We start from the raw sequence: 16316 nt of genomic DNA, 5'->3' as shown, positions 1-16316 counted from the left end.
GCCTGGTCCCAACCGTCTCCGAGATCCACCGTGCGCGCGGCATGGAGGTATGCCGGGATCATAGCTTACCTCGCAAGCAGAAGTTTTCGGGTGTGACGCTGCTGTGGTGTCTCGAGTCTGACAAGGTAAACGCCACTTGCCGCCGGATCGCCGCTGGCCGTTGTTCCATCCCAGTGCACAAAGTAGTAACCCGCTGGTTGGTTCCCTGCTACTAATTGGCGTACCTCCCTCCCCAGCAAGTCGATGATGCTCAGATGGACCTCAGATACTTGGGGAAGCTGATAGCGGACCACGGTATAATGAGTGAAGGGGTTGGGGTGACATGGCTCAAGGAAGTAGGTGCGCGGGGCGGCCGGGCCCGATACGGAACCGTTTGTGATCGCCGTCAGGGACTTGCAGTCTGAGAAAATCAGTAGACCGTTCGCCCCCGCTGGGCCATTGGTTCGGACGACCATGACAACTTCTCTCCGGTCGCCGATGTAGGACGAGAAATCAAGAGCGACTCCTCCACACTCAGGCACGAAAAAGACATCCCGTTCTTGGTTTCGTCTAGTCGGATGCGCAATAAGCCGAAACTGGTGATCGTTGAGGGATAGTTCTACTGAGCTGAGACCATTGTTTGTAAACCAGAGATAATGCTCACTTGCCAAGAAGCGCAGCTCATAGATTGAGCTCGGCTCTAAGGTCAAGACGTAAGGGTCCATCGACCTCCTGGTTTCGTTGCCGGCTACGTCCCACGCGCTGACCTCCAGGCTAAACGACGTGGGTACGGAGATGTCGCGCGAGCGGGTGTCGATCCCGCCCAAGTGCTCGTCCATTAGGCATGTTCCGTCAACCCAATAGTGGATCTCCTCCAGGCCGCTGTTCTGTCTCCTGTTGGGGTCATCAACCGTCACAGACACGGTTCCCGCACCTAAAGTCCAGCTTATGTTCGGACAGGTGCGGTCGATGTTCACGTCCCTCTTCCCTATCGCTACGTGGTTCGCTAGCGCGCGTCCCCCGATGACCGCCTCGAGCGTCTTCCACACGTTCTCCGGGAGGGAGATGGATAGGCCGTCTCCGGAACCAACATGAATCACGTCCAGCAGTACGCCTAACGCGTTTTCCAGGGTCGGGCCGACGTTTTTTACCTCTAACAGAGCCAAGATCCCTTTTAGGTCGCATAGATACCAGCGCACCCTGTGCATTCCTTCGCTGGTGACGGTTTTCTCCCATTTCCCCCTTGACAATGTGGGCCCAAGAAAGCAGAATTCGTCATCTACTTGAACAGCCCCAAGCACTGCTGAGGCGTCGGAGATAGTCATCTGCACGTCCACATTGTACCAATCGCTTGTCCTGCTGGGATTGAAGACTACAGCGGGCGCCTCACCGTCAAATATTATGTCGGCGAGGCTACCGAGAACACTCCTTGCCCAATCCATGGCTCGTAGTGCGGCAGCCTTCAGCCACGTACCAATCGGCAAAAGGACTGCTTCTAAGGGGGATCCTGAAAATGAGATCATCACATCTGTAGCGGAGACCCACCCAATGTCAATAGAGGGCCTGCTTGTGGCTGGGGGTGTGGCGGCGAAAATGTGCAAGAATGCAGCTTTGCATTGCTGGGCACTTGCGAGGGTCGCTCCGAAGTCCACTCTGTAGACGCCGAGGCCAGGCGGCTGAGGCAGTGTCTTCTGGACATCAAAGGTTAGCACGTGACGTGTTCCTGCACTGTCCTCAGTGCCAAGCGCCAGCACGAAGTTGTCCGGGAAACCCCAGCCGACGGCCATAGCCTGGACGCTGGACGTTCTGATTTCGGTTTCGTGGGCTGCCAAGACCTCAGAGATGTGCGTCTGCATTGTCTCCAGCAGGCTCCAAGCGTAGCTCAGAAACGCACTGTCGGGTAGCTGTACGGTTGGGAAAGGATTGTACAGCCGAACCGATAGGGCATCTTCTTGTAGCTCCGTGATAAAGCCGCGGCTCGAATCGAGGACGGTGATGGTTGCCAAGTCCGGTTCCGAAAGAAGCTCCCCGTCGTGTACAGCAAGGCTTACGATGTTCGTGCCGCAGGGAAGCCGAAGAGTCGGCGTAGCCCCCGTGGCCTCGCCTCCTTCCCAGCTCCAACGGTAGCTTAGGGGGTCTCCGTCCGGGTCGTAGGAGGCGGTGCCGTCGAGCACCACTTCGGCCCCATCAGGCCAGCGCCCCACGACGATTCTCTCTGGACCCGCGTGGGCAACAGGGGCCTGGTTGAAAACTATGTGAGCGTGCTCCGCGATCTCTTCGTCGCTGAGCTGTGCCTTCGCTATGTGGAGCTCGTCGATCAGGCCCAGCTGGTCGCCTCCCCAGTGGTTCACGTATACGTAGGTCCACGTCAAGAGGTACGGTACCCCTGACCACCCGGCACCCTCAGCTCTCCAGGCATCGAGGACACCGTTGATGTAGATTTTGGTGCCTGCGGGCCCCCAACTCGTAGCAACGTGCGTCCACTCATTGGCCCTAATGGGGGTGTTGCCATCGAGCGGCTGCAACCATGCGCCTGGCCAGGCCGCATGCCGATACACGTGATCGGTTGTGATGTACGGCATGTAAACGGCGCCGGAGGCCGGGGGCGTTGTGGTGAGGTACCAGTTGAACTGCAATACCTCCCCATAATCCCGAGGGAGCTTGACCCAAAACTCGACTGTCCCCTCAACACCGGGATGGGCCGGACCGTCCCCAGTGTACCATGACTTGACGTCATACCTCAGGTAGGACCCTAATGGCAACCTGGCTGCCTTTCCCAATCCCGGTAGACTTTTCTCGTAGGTGATGGGGCCAAAGGCGTTCCCCACCGTCGTCCCCTCGAAGCTGTCGTAAAGAACCGTGCGGTCGTCAGGAACGATTTTCCCGGCGATAGCAACCGAGGTCACGGCGGCCACAAACACCGCGTAGCCGCACAGCTTCCACAGTTTCATAACACACCTCCTGTGGGGTCTTGTGCAGAAAGCTTCGGTTCCTCAACAGTACAACGAGATCTTCCCTCACCACCGAGTCCATCAGTTTCACTTGACTCCTGGCGTCTCCACTTCACATTTCGGTATTCACAGGGTTCGCCGTCACCACCTCCTTGACGTGCTCGTCTTTTGCCCTGGTGGATTTCCACTCCATTGGGCATCAGCCCCGACGTTTAGCCGACGCTACCAAATCGGAAGAGATCCTCTGCATCACTAGATCGCTCGTACCACCTGAGTTGGGACGCACAGCTTTTCTCGGGGTGCCTACCTCGCCAGCACGAGCTTCCTGGTGAAAACTGACTGGTTTGTCGTCATGCGACAAAAGTAGACGCCGCTCGGCAGCTCATGCGGGCAAAACAGCACCTTGTGCAGACCTGCTGCCAGCCGGTCATCCACCAGTGTTACCACCTCGCGACCTAAGACGTCATAGAGCTTGAGCGTCACATGCGCGGCCTCGGGCAACGCGAAGCAGATGGTGGTTGACGGATTGAACGGGTTGGGATAGTTCTGCTCCAAGCGGAACTCCTTCGGGACCTCGTGGGCGAGGGCCTTGACGCTGGTGAGCAGGGCGGCGGCCTGATGCCAGAAACCACTGCGCGCAGTATGGGTGGCGCTGCTAGTGACTCCCGCTGTCGCCTGGCCCACAGTGGCAATAAGCCTGAAGGCGCTGTCGGCCGCCGTTGCCGTACCGTTGCCAAAGACGCTCTGCTGGATGGCATACTGGGTGTGAGCCACTGGCGAAGAGGCAAAGACTACCACCGCTACGCCGGCGATGGTTGTTTTGATGAGCAAGGGTAGTTCCTCCCTCTGCGTGACCCCTGCCGGCCTCTCATGGAGCGGGGGCTCCCTCGCTCCATACGGGCGTGAGGAACGCTATCCGGCAGAGGGTTTCTTTCCTGTCTACTTGACCCCGGTGAGCGCGTTGAGTTGTGCTTTGAGTTGGTCGATCTGCGCCTGCTGTTCCTTGATTGCTTCGATCAACACCGCCACCAGGCGGGCATAGTCGACCGATTTGGCATCTTTGCCGTTGTCTTCGTACGCCACGACCTCTGGAACTACTTCGCCCACCTCCTCGGCCACCAGCCCAATGTCGTGCTTGCCGTCGGCCTTCCAATCAAACGCCACACCGCGCAGCCGCTGGACTTTCGCCAAGGCTCCTTCGAGTGGCCTGATATTCGTCTTCCACCTTCTTGAGCTGTAGGTTGTCCAGGCGTCGGCGATGGGATCGGTGGAGGAGTTTTGTTCAATCGTGAGAATGTTAGCTGGGTTTAGTACCAAGCCTATCCCTACATTGCTGCCCGTACCGTAGTTTATCACTGTCGGCCCGCCTCGAATCCATAGTGTCTTGTAGCTGCTGGTGCCACGGTCGTATGCCGAGATGCTGGCCATGTCAGTCGCAGAGGAGTAACCCATCTCCAGGCCTTTTCCTGAGGTCGGATAGTACGTTCCTGTGCCGGGAAGTACTCTGATGCTACCCACTGCATCCAGCTTCGCACTTGGAGTCGTGGTCCCTATGCCCACCCTGCCCCCGGTTTCATATACCACTGAGTTGCCAAGAGTCGACGTGGCCGTAAACTTCGGGATATAGTTGGCCGAACCGGAGCCTCCTATGCCGGCGGCCGGTGCTTGCCATGTTCCGACCCCTGATGCGTCCGAGGTCAGTACGTAGCCGTTCGCTGCACCGGTGGGCATCTTGAAGCCGGTCATCTTTACGGTTCCATCTACTTCCAACCTCTCGGTAGGGTCGGTGACGAGGCCGATGCCAACGTTCTGGCCGGGTCCGCCATAGTTGATAATCGTCGGATTTCCCCTTAGCCAAAGGCGTTTGTAGGCCGATGTGCTGCGATCATAGGCCGCTAGAGTGCCGATGTCTGTACTCTCAGAGTAGCTGAGTTCCAAGCCCTTGCCCGTAGTGGGATAGTAGGTCCCGGTGCCCGGTAGAACGCGCATGCTGCCTACGGCCTCCAACTTCGCTGAAGGCGCGGTCGTGCCTATGCCGATTTTGCCTGCTGCACTCTCGAAAATACCCGAATTCCCGAGGGTGGTTGCACCGGTGAATTTGGAAAGATAGTTCGCAGTCCCACCGCCTCCAATACCCGCTGGCGGCGCCTGCCAGGTACCCACGCCGGAGGCGTCCGAAGTCAGCACCCGCCCGGCGGCTGCGCCGGTGGGCATCTTGAAGCCGGTCATTTGTGCAGTGCCGGCCACGTCCAGCTTCTGCGCGGGAGTGATCGTGCCGATGCCCACATAGCCAGTGGTTTTCTCCAGGTGCATGAGGGTGCTCGCCCCGCTGACGAGCTGAATGTCGTCACCGCTCTGGAGCTGCATCCCGCCTGTGGCGCTGCTGTTTCCCACCAGCACCGCATCAGAAGCATTGAGTTCCAGGATGCGGGGGAAGGCTGTACCTGCGGCGTTTCTCCAGCAGAGGTTAAGGTCGTTCTCCAAGTAGACATTTCCGCCAGCAACATGGAGTTTTGCGCCGGGATTGGTCAACCCAATGCCCACAGGGCCGTTGACCGTCAAACCATCCGGTCCGGCGATATTCACCGGGCCGGCGTCAGCGGTAATCGTGCGCCCGGCCCCCGGCCCGCCCTGGTCATAGGCCTGGTCGAGGGTGTTACCCGCAGTGCCGCCCGCAGCCGAAATGGTGAGTGTGTTGCCGGAAGGCGTGATGGTCACATTGTCTCCGGCGACCAGCGCCACGTCGTCTTTCAAGGAGTTGAGGCTCTTCACCACCTGGCCGGCCGCGATCTTCCCGCCTGTGACAGCGTTGTCCTGAATCATCCCTGTAGTTATGGCGTTGGCCTGCCCCTCGTTGACGTACTTGTCGCTCAACTTTGTCGTGCCTTCGTAGAGATCGGTTGCCACCCCTGAGCGGCCAAAGTCGTTTGCGGTACCCAGAAACTCTGCCGCGTGTTTACCGTCGACCATGTCCGCATCAATGGTGCGCACCGCGTTGGAAATCTTGGATTGCGCAATGCCAGCCTCTGGCGAGATGTGCAGGTCTGCGATTTGAGCGGGAGCAATTTTGGCGGCGGTGACCGCCTCGTTGGCAATCTTTGCCGCACTCACTCCACCGTCGGCAATGCCCAGGGTAACGTCACCGGAGGTGCCCCCTCCCTCCAGGCCTGCTCCCGGATTGACTGCCGTGATGTCCCCGCCGGCAGTGGCCGCCGCGATGGTGAGCGTGTCCGCGCTCGCGGTAATCGTGACATTGGCCCCGCCCGCCAAGACCACATCGTCTCGCAACCAGTTGATGCTCTTGACGACCTGCGAGTCGGCGATCTTGCCACTCGTCACCGCCCCATCTGCAAGCTTGGCCGAGCTGACCGCGCCTTCGGCAAGCTTTTCTGAGGTGACCGCACCGTTCTGAATCATGGGGGTGATAACGCCCCCAGTGGCAATCGCCAGGCTGACATCGCCCGAGGTCCCGCCCCCTTCCAGACCGGCTCCCGCAATAACGCCGGTAATGTCGCCGCCAGGGCCCCCTGCCGCGGCAATGGTCAGCGTCTTCCCGGCAGGGGTGATGGTGATGTTGGCACCTTCAGCGAGCGTCACGTCCTCGGTGAGACCGTTGATGCTTCTCACCACGACTCCATTGGCGATTTTGGTGGCGGTTACCGCGCTGTCTGCCACTGTCCGGGCGTTGAGGCTGTACGCAGAGGAAGTCACTTCAATGCGCGGAATTAACTCGGAGCCGCCGTTCACGGTCACCCCTAGCCAGTAGGGCCGATCGAATGGCAACGCGAGTGGATTCACCCTGCCAAGGATAGCGCTAAAGATCCCCTTGCTGACGGCGACCGACTGCGTCTCTGACCACAGCGGGGTGCCGTCATTAGCCACATCGTAGAGGGCAAAACTTAAGTTGTAGTTACCGTCGGCCACGGCGGCTCCGCTGGCATCGGTGAGCACACCCTGATAGCTAATGGTCTGTGGAACTTGTCCCCATGCTGTGCTCGCGACAAACCACACGAGCAGTGCCGCAAAGGAAAATGCGGATTTCATCCCAGAACCTCCATGATTTATTCACGCCCCTGCATGCATGGTACCGACGGTTGCCTCCCGGGGCCATGCTATTGGCTTGGACATGCTGCTCGGTCAATTTTCTGGTGCCGTAAGGCCTGCCAGGACGCAAGCTCGGGCGTCGGCGACACGTGAGACTCTCGGAGACGCAGACGCTGCGTCGCTGCTCACTTGATAAGTGCTGCCTTTCTCACCATTGGCGCAAAGCCTTCTCCTGACAGCCGGAGGAAGTAGACACCACTCGGCAAATCGCGCCCGAAATCGTCTCTCCCATCCCACACAGCGCTGTAGTAGCCTGGCTCGTGGCTATCTTGCACCAGCCGCCGCACCTCACGCCCCAGGGGATCGCTGACTATCAGCACGATGCGCGTTCGCCTGGCGAGTTCATAGCGAATAGTCGTCTCCATGTTGAACGGGTTCGGGTAGTTCTGGTGGAGCTGGAAAGCACGAGGCGCAGGGATATCAACCCGGATAGGCGCCGAATAGCTCATCGTTCCGTCTTGATGTAACTGCTTGAGGCGGTAGTACGTCACGCCAGAGGCGGCGGCGAAGTCGACGAACTCGTAGCTCGTTGCTTCTCGCCCGGATGGCTGAGCATTTACCCGACCGATTGTGACGAAAGTGACGTTGTCACGGCTCCGTTCAACCTCGTAGGCGAACGCGCCGTGCTCTGCGGCGGCGATCCAGTTCAGGCGCACTCGATTGTGCTCAAATTGTGCCTGAAAGGAGATCAGCTCAACGGGAAGGCTCACCCGACCCGGGATGAACAGTATCTCGGCGGCTCTTATGTCATAGAGGTTTGGTGTCGTCAGAAAGGTGCGCTCTGGTTCAGAATCAATCACCAGAGGGGACCATTGTTCTGCAGTTCCTATGCCGGAAATATGAAGCAAGGCTACTTCGGCGCTGTCGCCGGTGAAGCCTTGCGAGGGGTCTGCTGACCAGACTTGCACCAGGAGGTTCTTGCCATTGGGGAACGAAGCAGAAAAAGGCAAGGAAGTGTTCGAGCGCAGGAAAAAGTTTGCGGCGTTGCGCCCTACGCGCACGCTGTCGACTCTTATGGCCGTGGAGTCGTAGTTGATAACAAACTGAGCGAGGGCGATGACCGAATCGGTGGTCACAAGAATCGGCAGGGCTACCTTCGAGCCAGGCACGATGGTTGTGTCTGGCAAAATCACCTTCGCTTTAGTGGTCCACTGCGCGCCCACGTTTTCACTTTCAGTGGGAAGGGACGTTTCGGATGCCAGGGGGCTGATTCGCTCCAGGCCTGTGGGCGAGGAGGCCCAATTCTGGGTTACGTCCCCCAGAAGATTGGCCACAAACTCCTGTCGTGTGTCTGGCGGGCCCGAAACAAGAGCCGCATCAGGTTCGAAAACCCAGATGCCCGCGCGGCCGGTGCCAGTGGTGAAGAAGGCCAGGTACCGCAGCAATGCGATGGCGTCGGCTCCAGAGATGTTTCCGTCCCCCGTGAGGTCTCCGGCGCGCAGCTGGCACTGGTTCAAAGGGGGCGGCAAGAAAGCAAGATGTCGTAACAAGGCCAGTGCGTCGGCTCCAGATATGGCACCGCGCAGGTCGCCATGTTTCTGAACATTAAGAGAGTAGGTGCCCGCGAGCAGTGTCGGGATGAGGTAGTTGCCCGCATAGTCCGTGGTTGCCACGACCTGACCATCGAGCAGCACCTGCGCTTGTGGCACGGGCCTGGCGGAAGTACAGTAGGATACCTGCCCGGAAATGGCGTACTCATTCAGCACAGAAACGGAGCCGTGCCGGAAACGGATGTTTCCTGCGCCTATGTCCTTCAGGTTCGAGGTAGTCAGGAAGCAGTGGGAGGGCCTCGTGTCAAAGCGGAGCCAGGTCATCCATCCTGGTGCTCCCAGCACGGTGAACTGAAGAAGAACGACGCGCTTTTCTGAGCCAGAGAAGCATGCAGCGCCGCCGCCTGAAATCTGCACGAGCACGTTCTTGTTGAGCGGCCCATATCCCTCGGGCGCAAACGGCAAATTGTCATTGACCGAACTCACCGCAAATCCAGGAGCGTCGGCTCCCACTTGTGCGCCTACGAAGGCCACGCATGCAGAGTCGAAGTCGATTACGAATTGAGCCAATGCAATGGAGGAGTCCGTGGAAACAGTGACTGGGATGCCAATGGATGCCCCAGACTGAACAGAAGTGTCCGGCAAAAAGAGTACAGCACCCAAACCGCTCGGTGTGGCCTCGGCTGTATTGCCGTAGGCGCCCATATCAATGCGCCCGCCATTTGGCTCCGGTTCCAGGGAGTAGTCGTCACTCGGATCGCCGGCATCGATGCAAGGACTGGTGGGGAGCAGGTGATAATCATAGTCGGGATAGTGAGGAGCGACAAACAGCGGGTTTGTGCCATAAGGGAGATTTGTGCCGCCTTGGGAGCAATCTCTGTAGTAAGCACCCGGGACATGCTCCAAACCGCCGAAGCACGAGTACTCAACTTGACACTCCTCTGTTTTCCCTTTCACTGCCCAGCCGCAATTCCAGATGATGGTGTTGCGGATAGTGACTGGTCCATTAAGAATCTCAATTGCCGGCACAGAATAGTCCTCCCCGTAGTGTTCCCCAAAGGTGCAGTTGACAATCTCCACCGTTCCGTCAGCGACGACCCCTGCGTCGCCAGCATGGTCCAGTCCAATGCGTTCGAAGAGTATGTTGGTGAGCCGGATTGGAAGATGTTCGCCGCCGTGTACGCCGATCTGGCAGTGGGAGATTCTCCCTCTCCGCGCGTCGATTTCTGCATCAATACCCGAGGTGTTCAAACCGCGCCTGCAGTACTCTATCAGAAAGTTCTCGAGGCGCAAGCCAGCTTTCTTCCCGAGGTCAATAGCGCAATCGGCCCCGTGAAAGGCCATCCCTTGCACCGCGACCTTGGATTGCTCGCCAACCCTCAACGCGGCCCCCGCGTAGGTCTGAGGCCAGACGACGGTCCGGCTGGGGCCGGCCCCAACAAGCGTCACATCGCTGTCCCAGCCTACCTCGAGGTGCTCGCGGTAAGTGCCCGCGGCGACCCGCACAGTGTCGCCGAGGCCGGCGGCGTTGATCCCCTCCTGGACAGTGTTGAATGGGTGCTCAGCGGAACCATCCTCTATGCCGGAGACGTTGGCGCTGTCCACGAACCACGTGTGTCGGGCTAATGGGACCTGGAGATCGTGCCAGGCGACGTTGTGGGCTGGATCTGAGATCGCCAAGAGGACGGACGCCGGTCGGCTGCCATCCATGAGGGTGACCTCAAGGCTGAACTCGCCGAGTTCGTTAGGGCCGGTCAGAGCCACCGGCTGGAGCACGTTCTCGTATCTCCCCGGCCGCGCCGTGACATAGACACGACAGGCAGGAGCAAGGTCGTCACGCACCCTACCGCCGAGCCTGATCGTCCCTCCTGGCAGGATTTGGTCCGTGAGTCCGAAGAGTTCGGGCGGAAGCGTGTCGGGTGGTACCTCCTGGTATGGGGGAAAGGAGTAGTCGGCGCTGTCGCCATCGACCCACACGGGGCCATGGACTACGCCTGCACTGTCGATGACTGCCCGCTGGCAATGACCGTCGCCGGTGGCCCATAAGGTAGCAAGCACTTCGCCGTCACTTGAGCTGAGGATGTCCACGGTATCCTCGAACACGGTGACCACCGTGCTGGGGCCAGTCGAGTCCACCGAGACGCTAAAGGCCGTGCCTCTCACCCCCAAGACGCAAGTAGGCGTGTGGATCTCAAACTTGCTTGGCGGGCGGAGGAGCCTCTTCAATCTCTTGAAGAACCCCTCCCCTTTGTTCATTTTTCCACGCGTTTGGAGCTCACATGCTGCCGAGGCAGAGATCTCTAAGGTGAAGTCAGTGGAACTTGCCGTACGGACCTGGTAGCCATTGGAGAGATCGGCTTGTGCAGAGCCATTCGCCCCGGTTGCGATTCTGTCCTTGTGGTAGGCGGGCGTTCCGCTCATGGCTCCGAAACCGCTGAGCCACACCTGCCCCGTGATGGCGCGCAGCATTCCCAAGGGTGAAAAGAGCAGTTCTCTCGCTTGCAGCTGAGCGGTGACCTGAAAGGCCCCTCCATTGTCACAGTAGCCGTCGTCATTAACGGCAAGGAGCAGCCGCCGTGCCCCCTTTGGGATGGAGAGCTCGGCCGACGAGCCCACTTGAAAGGGTCTCCCAAGGGCTTCAAGTTTCTCACCGACAAACAGGCCTATCAGGCTGCCAAAACACCCAGAGGGAACCGGGAGACCCCGCGCTGCTTTGCTGCCGGGCACGCAGCTCCCTGGGCCATAGGTGACGCCCCCCGCCGCTCGGTAGGTGCCGCTGAGGATCATTCCGTCCGGATTGTGGGAGGCTTGCCCTGCAGCCACCACTGAGCCACTGGCGGATATCGCGACCATACAGGTGTCGAGACCACTGAGATTGAGACCCACGTCCACAGGTGCCCCACCCGGTCCGCAAAATAACCCACCATACCCGTAAGACCGGAAGGAGGCATCGCCGGGTACCGTTACGGTGCTTGTCACTTGTGCGCGAGAGGTGCTCACAATGAGGAGCACCCACGCGACGATGAAAAGTACGAGCACCGCGGAGACGGATAGGGAACCATGGCGGTGGTTCATCTTGTGCTCCTTCTTGCTAACCGGTTGTGTGTGCTTCCAGACTGATAAAACGGACAAACGCAGAAAATTTGCGCAAAAAGAAAAGGGCAGCGGGAGATCCGGCTGCCCTTTTCACTGCGCGAGTGTTCCCTATCGCTCGTCGCCGATCAAGACAAAGGGGGCCCAGTAGAAGGGGTGGGCATAGGCCTTGTCCCGCCGCAGTTCCGTCTGGGCCCTGTGGAGGGCATCGGCCTTGGTCACTCCTTGGGCTAGATGGCGGTAGAAAGCCTCCATCAGCCTCTGGGTGGAGCGATCGTCCACGTTCCAGAGGCTTACAAGCACGGAGGATGCCCCGGCGTAGAGAAAGGCGCTTGTCAAGCCACGGACCCCTTCGCCGCGGAACAGTCGGCCGCGCGCCGTCTGGCACGCCGAGAGAACCACCAGCTCTGCGTCAAGCCGCAAGTCAAAGACCTCGCTCATGCGCAGGTGGCCGTCCTCGCCGGCCTCCTTGTCCGGCGCAAGCAGCAGACCCGAGCGGCAAAGCACCGTTTCGTCCAGCACGGAATGGGTAGCAAAGTGAACGAATCGTGCATGGCGGACTTGCTGGCCTTTGGCAAAGCTCTCGTTAGCATCGTGCCCCACTCTCGCCAAAGCCGTGTGCTGCGGGAAAAGTCTGGCAACCCGTTTCACCTCGTGACGCGCGTGCTTGAGCCTCTTGAGGTTGAACGAGGAGGCAGACTCCCAGGTCTGGCGCGGGAGCTCCGGGTCCCCCAAAGCGACAATCTGGTATTGCCAGCTGCCAGGGCGCTCGTCGTACCATTGGCGCAGCATGTGCCGGGCTGAAGCGGAGGGAGCATAGGAGATGGCACAGTCATTGGCAAGAAAGTAGTCCGGCGTCTGAATCAGCAGTGCGCCAAAGGGAAGGTAGTTGAGTACCCCGTCCGGCGCAATGATGAGGTGCCTCTCTCGCAGCATTTCGCGCGGGAGCTGTCCGAAAAGCTCGCAGAAGAGGTGGTGCCCTGCCTCTGCCCAACTCGCAATAGGAGGCGTTGCCGATAGCAGGTCGACGTAAAACGCCGCGTGCCGCTCGATGTCACCGCGGGAAGGCAGTGCGTACATCAATACTGTATCGCGCGTGACTGCCCAAAGGTAGGAACGTTGGTCGCCGAGGAAGAATTGGAGAAAGACCGCACGCTCGGGCAGGTCCCCCTGGAGGGCGTCCATGGGTAATGGTTCAGGATACAGGAGTTGGGCGTAGCGGGGATTCTCATGCGCGAGCTCACTGCGCAGATTACCCAGTCCGGCAATCGTTTGGGAAAGTTCCTGTGCGGCGCTGCGTTTGTGGCCCTCGGAAAGGTCCTTTCTGGAAAGACGCTCCTCCAATTCTGCAAGGCGTTCCAGCAATTGGTGCTGACGGGCTGTCAGGCCGGAGGATACCTCGTCGTGCGCGTGCACTTTGCCTTCGGCCAGAAGTTGCAAGAAGGCACGAGCTTTTGCCCGCTCCGCATACCGGAAGGCCTCTCGCTGATAGCCCTTGTGTGGGTAGCGCTGGTGAAGCTCCCATAGGACCGCCATAACCTGTTCATAAACCCACATTCTGCTCGCCACAAAACGAGCTTTGAATTCATCATCGATGAGGTGCGGCGTCACCTCCTCGGTTTCTTTGACCAACCGCTCGAGGTGCGCAAGGCGCGTGCTAATAGAGGTGTGTGTCCGAGTGCCAAGACGTGGTTCCTCCGCGCAGACCACCTGTTCGGGCAGTGCCACCTCCGAGGAGTATAGCTGGCCCGCTGGCACCACCGCCACGTAGTCATAGTCGGCGTAAGAGCCGGAAGGCGTGAACCAGGCCGAACCGCTTATCGATATCCACTGTTCCCTTGTCAGCTCCGAAGCCATGGTGAAGACCAGAGCGGTAGCGTAGGAGCTCCCGTCGGCGCTCCATTGCACGGTCAGTGTCCTATCTTCTCGCACCACCCGATAGTAGTAGGTAAAAACCTCCCTGTCCCAGCGATCCTCCGCGTGCAATATGGAGGCCTGAAGGGACTGCTCAGCGCCGGAAATGGTCACCGTGTGGACGTCGAACTGCGGCTCAATGTCGCGGCTGCGTAGGAAGCGCAACAAGAGACCAGGGTGGTCTGGCGACCCAAAGCGGATGTCAGTGTAGAACTCGCGCATGTTCGCCAGGGGTAAGAAGTAGGTGACCTTGATCAAACAACCCCAGGAAGTGCCGTGAATGCGGCGCCGGAGTGAAAGAGAAGGGTAGTACCAATAGCCAGCGAAAGAAGGTTGGGGTGAATCCATCACCATGGCGCCCAGCCGAAAACGGAGATGTCCTGGGTGCTCAGTCAGGGAGAACTGTGACGGCACATGGTAGGACCACGGTGACCCTGTCCATCGGATGACATGCCAGGCAGGCCCCAATCGCCGCCCAGCAAAGTCCTCCACGAATCCCTGCTCTATGCCCTGGCTCCAGCCGAGAGCCGTGAGCAGCAACAGGAGCGATGCAGGCCCGCATCGCCACATGGGTGCCCCTCAGCCAACTACTTCGACGTTATGCCAAAACAACCGAGCCCGGAAGAAACGGCAGAACCGTCCTCAAGGTGTGCCTCCACGGTCCAGAAATACGTCGCGCCGACCCGAAACTCCACCATCCCAGGAGGTGGCACCGCCTCCGCACGCGTGCTCAGCACGGTCCATGTGGTGTCGCCTATTGCGTCCAAGACCACGACTCGATACTCTCGCGCTTTCGATATCGCTTGCCATCGAAAGCGGAGCTCTTCTGGCTGCACCCATGCGGTGGACCGTGGCGCATAAAGCTTCAATTGTCCACTTGCCACTTGTCCGCGGCGTGCAATCTGCTTGGGCGACAGGGGGCCGAGCACGCTGGTCAATGCGACTAGCGCGATCAGGGTTGCCGCAGCTCCAGCCCATCGCCACCCGACCGGCACGTTCGTGAATGCTCCACGCCAGCCCGCGAGGAGGTGTCGTAGTCGTTGACCAAACTTGGGGCGCACCATCGCCTGTGCTTTCCGAAGCGCCCAGACAGGCACCTCTTCCGGTTCGCCGCTCGCCGGCGCGTGGAGCAATCGGTACGAATCGAGCACCGCATGCAGGCAGCGCCGGCACGAAAGCAAGTGCTCTTCCACGGCGTGGCGTTGGGACTCGCTTTCGCCCTCCAAGTAGGAGGCGACTTCGGCCTCTTTCAAACAAGTTCGGCCGGCCTGCAGAAACTCTCTCCGGTCGCTTCTTGACCATTGTGTGGCGATCGCATTCAGAAGAAGGTAGAGCTCTCGACATCGACCACACCGTTGAAGGTGCTCTGCGGCCTCGGTTGCCAAGGCTTTGCTCCCACCCAGCTCCTGCAACTCCAGGAGCTGATGTATCGTCAAGTGAGGCATGGGCTGTTACCTTCCTCTGTTAGCCAACTAACCGCTTTGCAAATGTATTGAACGGACAGAACCAAAGAATTAGGGTGGCGTTTCTTGTGTCAGAGCAGCAAAGTCATCAGATTTCCACCCCTCCTTGCGCAGTCGTACGCGCAGATGGTGTACGGCTTGCCTAATCCCTTGGTAAACAACCCGTACATGCGGATACCGGAGGAGCCCAGCAATCTCGGCTGGCGAGAGCCCCTCGTCGAACCGCAGGCGGAGGAGCAATTTTTCCTGCGGAGGGAGTTCCTCAATCAGGCGGTGTAACACCGCGCGCAGCTGCTCTCTGTCCGCCTGAGCGTCGGGGGGAGGCTGTCCGTCAGTTAGCTCCACACCCGCCCGTTCTTCTTCGCCCACGCCACTTTCGGCTGGCAGCATGGGGGCGCCTCGTTGGGATGCCTGTAGAACTTCCCACACTCTGCTCCCGCCAAGCGCCTCTCGGATTTGACCTATGGCAGCCCGTACTTCGTCAAAGCGCACAGTGGGTGCGTGGCGTTGCCGAATGAGCTCGAAGGCCTCTGCCGGAGCGTACCCGAGCTGAAAGCAGTACCTGAAGACCCACTGCGCCGGCGGAGGAAGCGCGGCCACCGCCTTGCTGAGGCGCTTCCGCCCCCTCTTGTGCCGGAACCAATCGATGACCAAATTGCGGACCACCGGGACGAGCCAGGTGGTGAACTTGCAGGGAACGTCGGGGTCCTTTCTGAACCCCTTGAGGCGTTTCAGGCGGTTGGCAGCCAGCCCTTGACACACAAAAAGGAACGCATCCATCTTGTCGTCATAGTCGGTGACAAAGTGACCGACAATCCGCAGGACAAACCGCGAGTAGGTGGTGACGAAGAACTGCCACGCCTGGCAATCATCTTCGTCGAGGAGGCGGAGGAAGAGTTCCTCGCTCATTGCGCAGGTCTCGGAGCTGGGAAAGGTGCCGGCGTCTGTCGAGCGGAGCACTCGAGAGAGGTCAGACTTTGGCGCATGCGCGACAGGATAATGGGCGCACTGGGCAGACCGGGAACGATGAGTCGCGGATGCTCAGGGTCACCTCTTGGGAGAATCGGTGTCCTTCCCTCACCCGTGGTGACGCCGCTACAAAAATGTGCGAAAATTTCTCCTCTGTGTCAAGAAGAATTTACGGCGGTGGGGCAAAGCGGCACCAGGCGCCACGCGGGCGCCTGGTGCCAAATTCTCTCTTCGTGTTCCCGGCTACTTGAGGAGCGCGGCCTTGCGGAGAGCAGTGAACGTGCCCGCTTCGAGTCTATAGAAGTACACACCACTGGGGAGGGTGCTGGCATCTACCGTGACCGTGTGGTGGC

Annotated in this window: 7 protein-coding genes; all 7 read right to left on the bottom strand. The window is 59.5% G+C overall.

Annotation, left to right across the window (positions count from 1 at the left end):
• Positions 1-65: 65 nt before the first annotated feature.
• A complete protein-coding gene (locus ONB25_02960) occupies positions 66-2930 on the bottom strand; it encodes a T9SS type A sorting domain-containing protein (protein MDZ7391845.1) in 2865 nt (954 codons plus the stop codon).
• A gap of 303 nt (positions 2931-3233) precedes the next feature.
• Entirely contained in the window at positions 3234-3761 is a 528-nt protein-coding gene (locus ONB25_02955) for a T9SS type A sorting domain-containing protein (protein MDZ7391844.1), read from the bottom strand.
• Between the two features lie 108 nt (positions 3762-3869).
• On the bottom strand, positions 3870-6974 hold the full coding sequence (locus ONB25_02950) for a tail fiber domain-containing protein (protein ID MDZ7391843.1): 3105 nt from the start codon (positions 6972-6974) through the stop codon (positions 3870-3872).
• A gap of 185 nt (positions 6975-7159) precedes the next feature.
• Positions 7160-11599 (bottom strand): FecR domain-containing protein, encoded by a 4440-nt coding sequence (locus ONB25_02945; protein ID MDZ7391842.1) that lies wholly within the window; start codon positions 11597-11599, stop codon positions 7160-7162.
• Between the two features lie 129 nt (positions 11600-11728).
• The gene (locus ONB25_02940; GenBank protein ID MDZ7391841.1) at positions 11729-14101 is read right to left on the bottom strand and encodes a CHAT domain-containing protein; all 2373 of its coding nucleotides are present in this window, start codon (positions 14099-14101) and stop codon (positions 11729-11731) included.
• Positions 14102-14118: 17 nt separating this feature from the next.
• Entirely contained in the window at positions 14119-14976 is an 858-nt protein-coding gene (locus ONB25_02935) for a zf-HC2 domain-containing protein (GenBank protein MDZ7391840.1), read from the bottom strand.
• Positions 14977-15045: 69 nt separating this feature from the next.
• On the bottom strand, positions 15046-15903 hold the full coding sequence (locus ONB25_02930) for a sigma-70 family RNA polymerase sigma factor (GenBank protein MDZ7391839.1): 858 nt from the start codon (positions 15901-15903) through the stop codon (positions 15046-15048).
• Positions 15904-16316 lie beyond the last annotated feature (413 nt).

Source organism: candidate division KSB1 bacterium (assembly GCA_034506335.1).
In the GTDB taxonomy this organism is placed as follows: Bacteria; Zhuqueibacterota; Zhuqueibacteria; order JANLFK01; family Oleimicrobiaceae; genus Oleimicrobium.
This window is presented reverse-complemented; position numbering and strand designations above follow the sequence as displayed.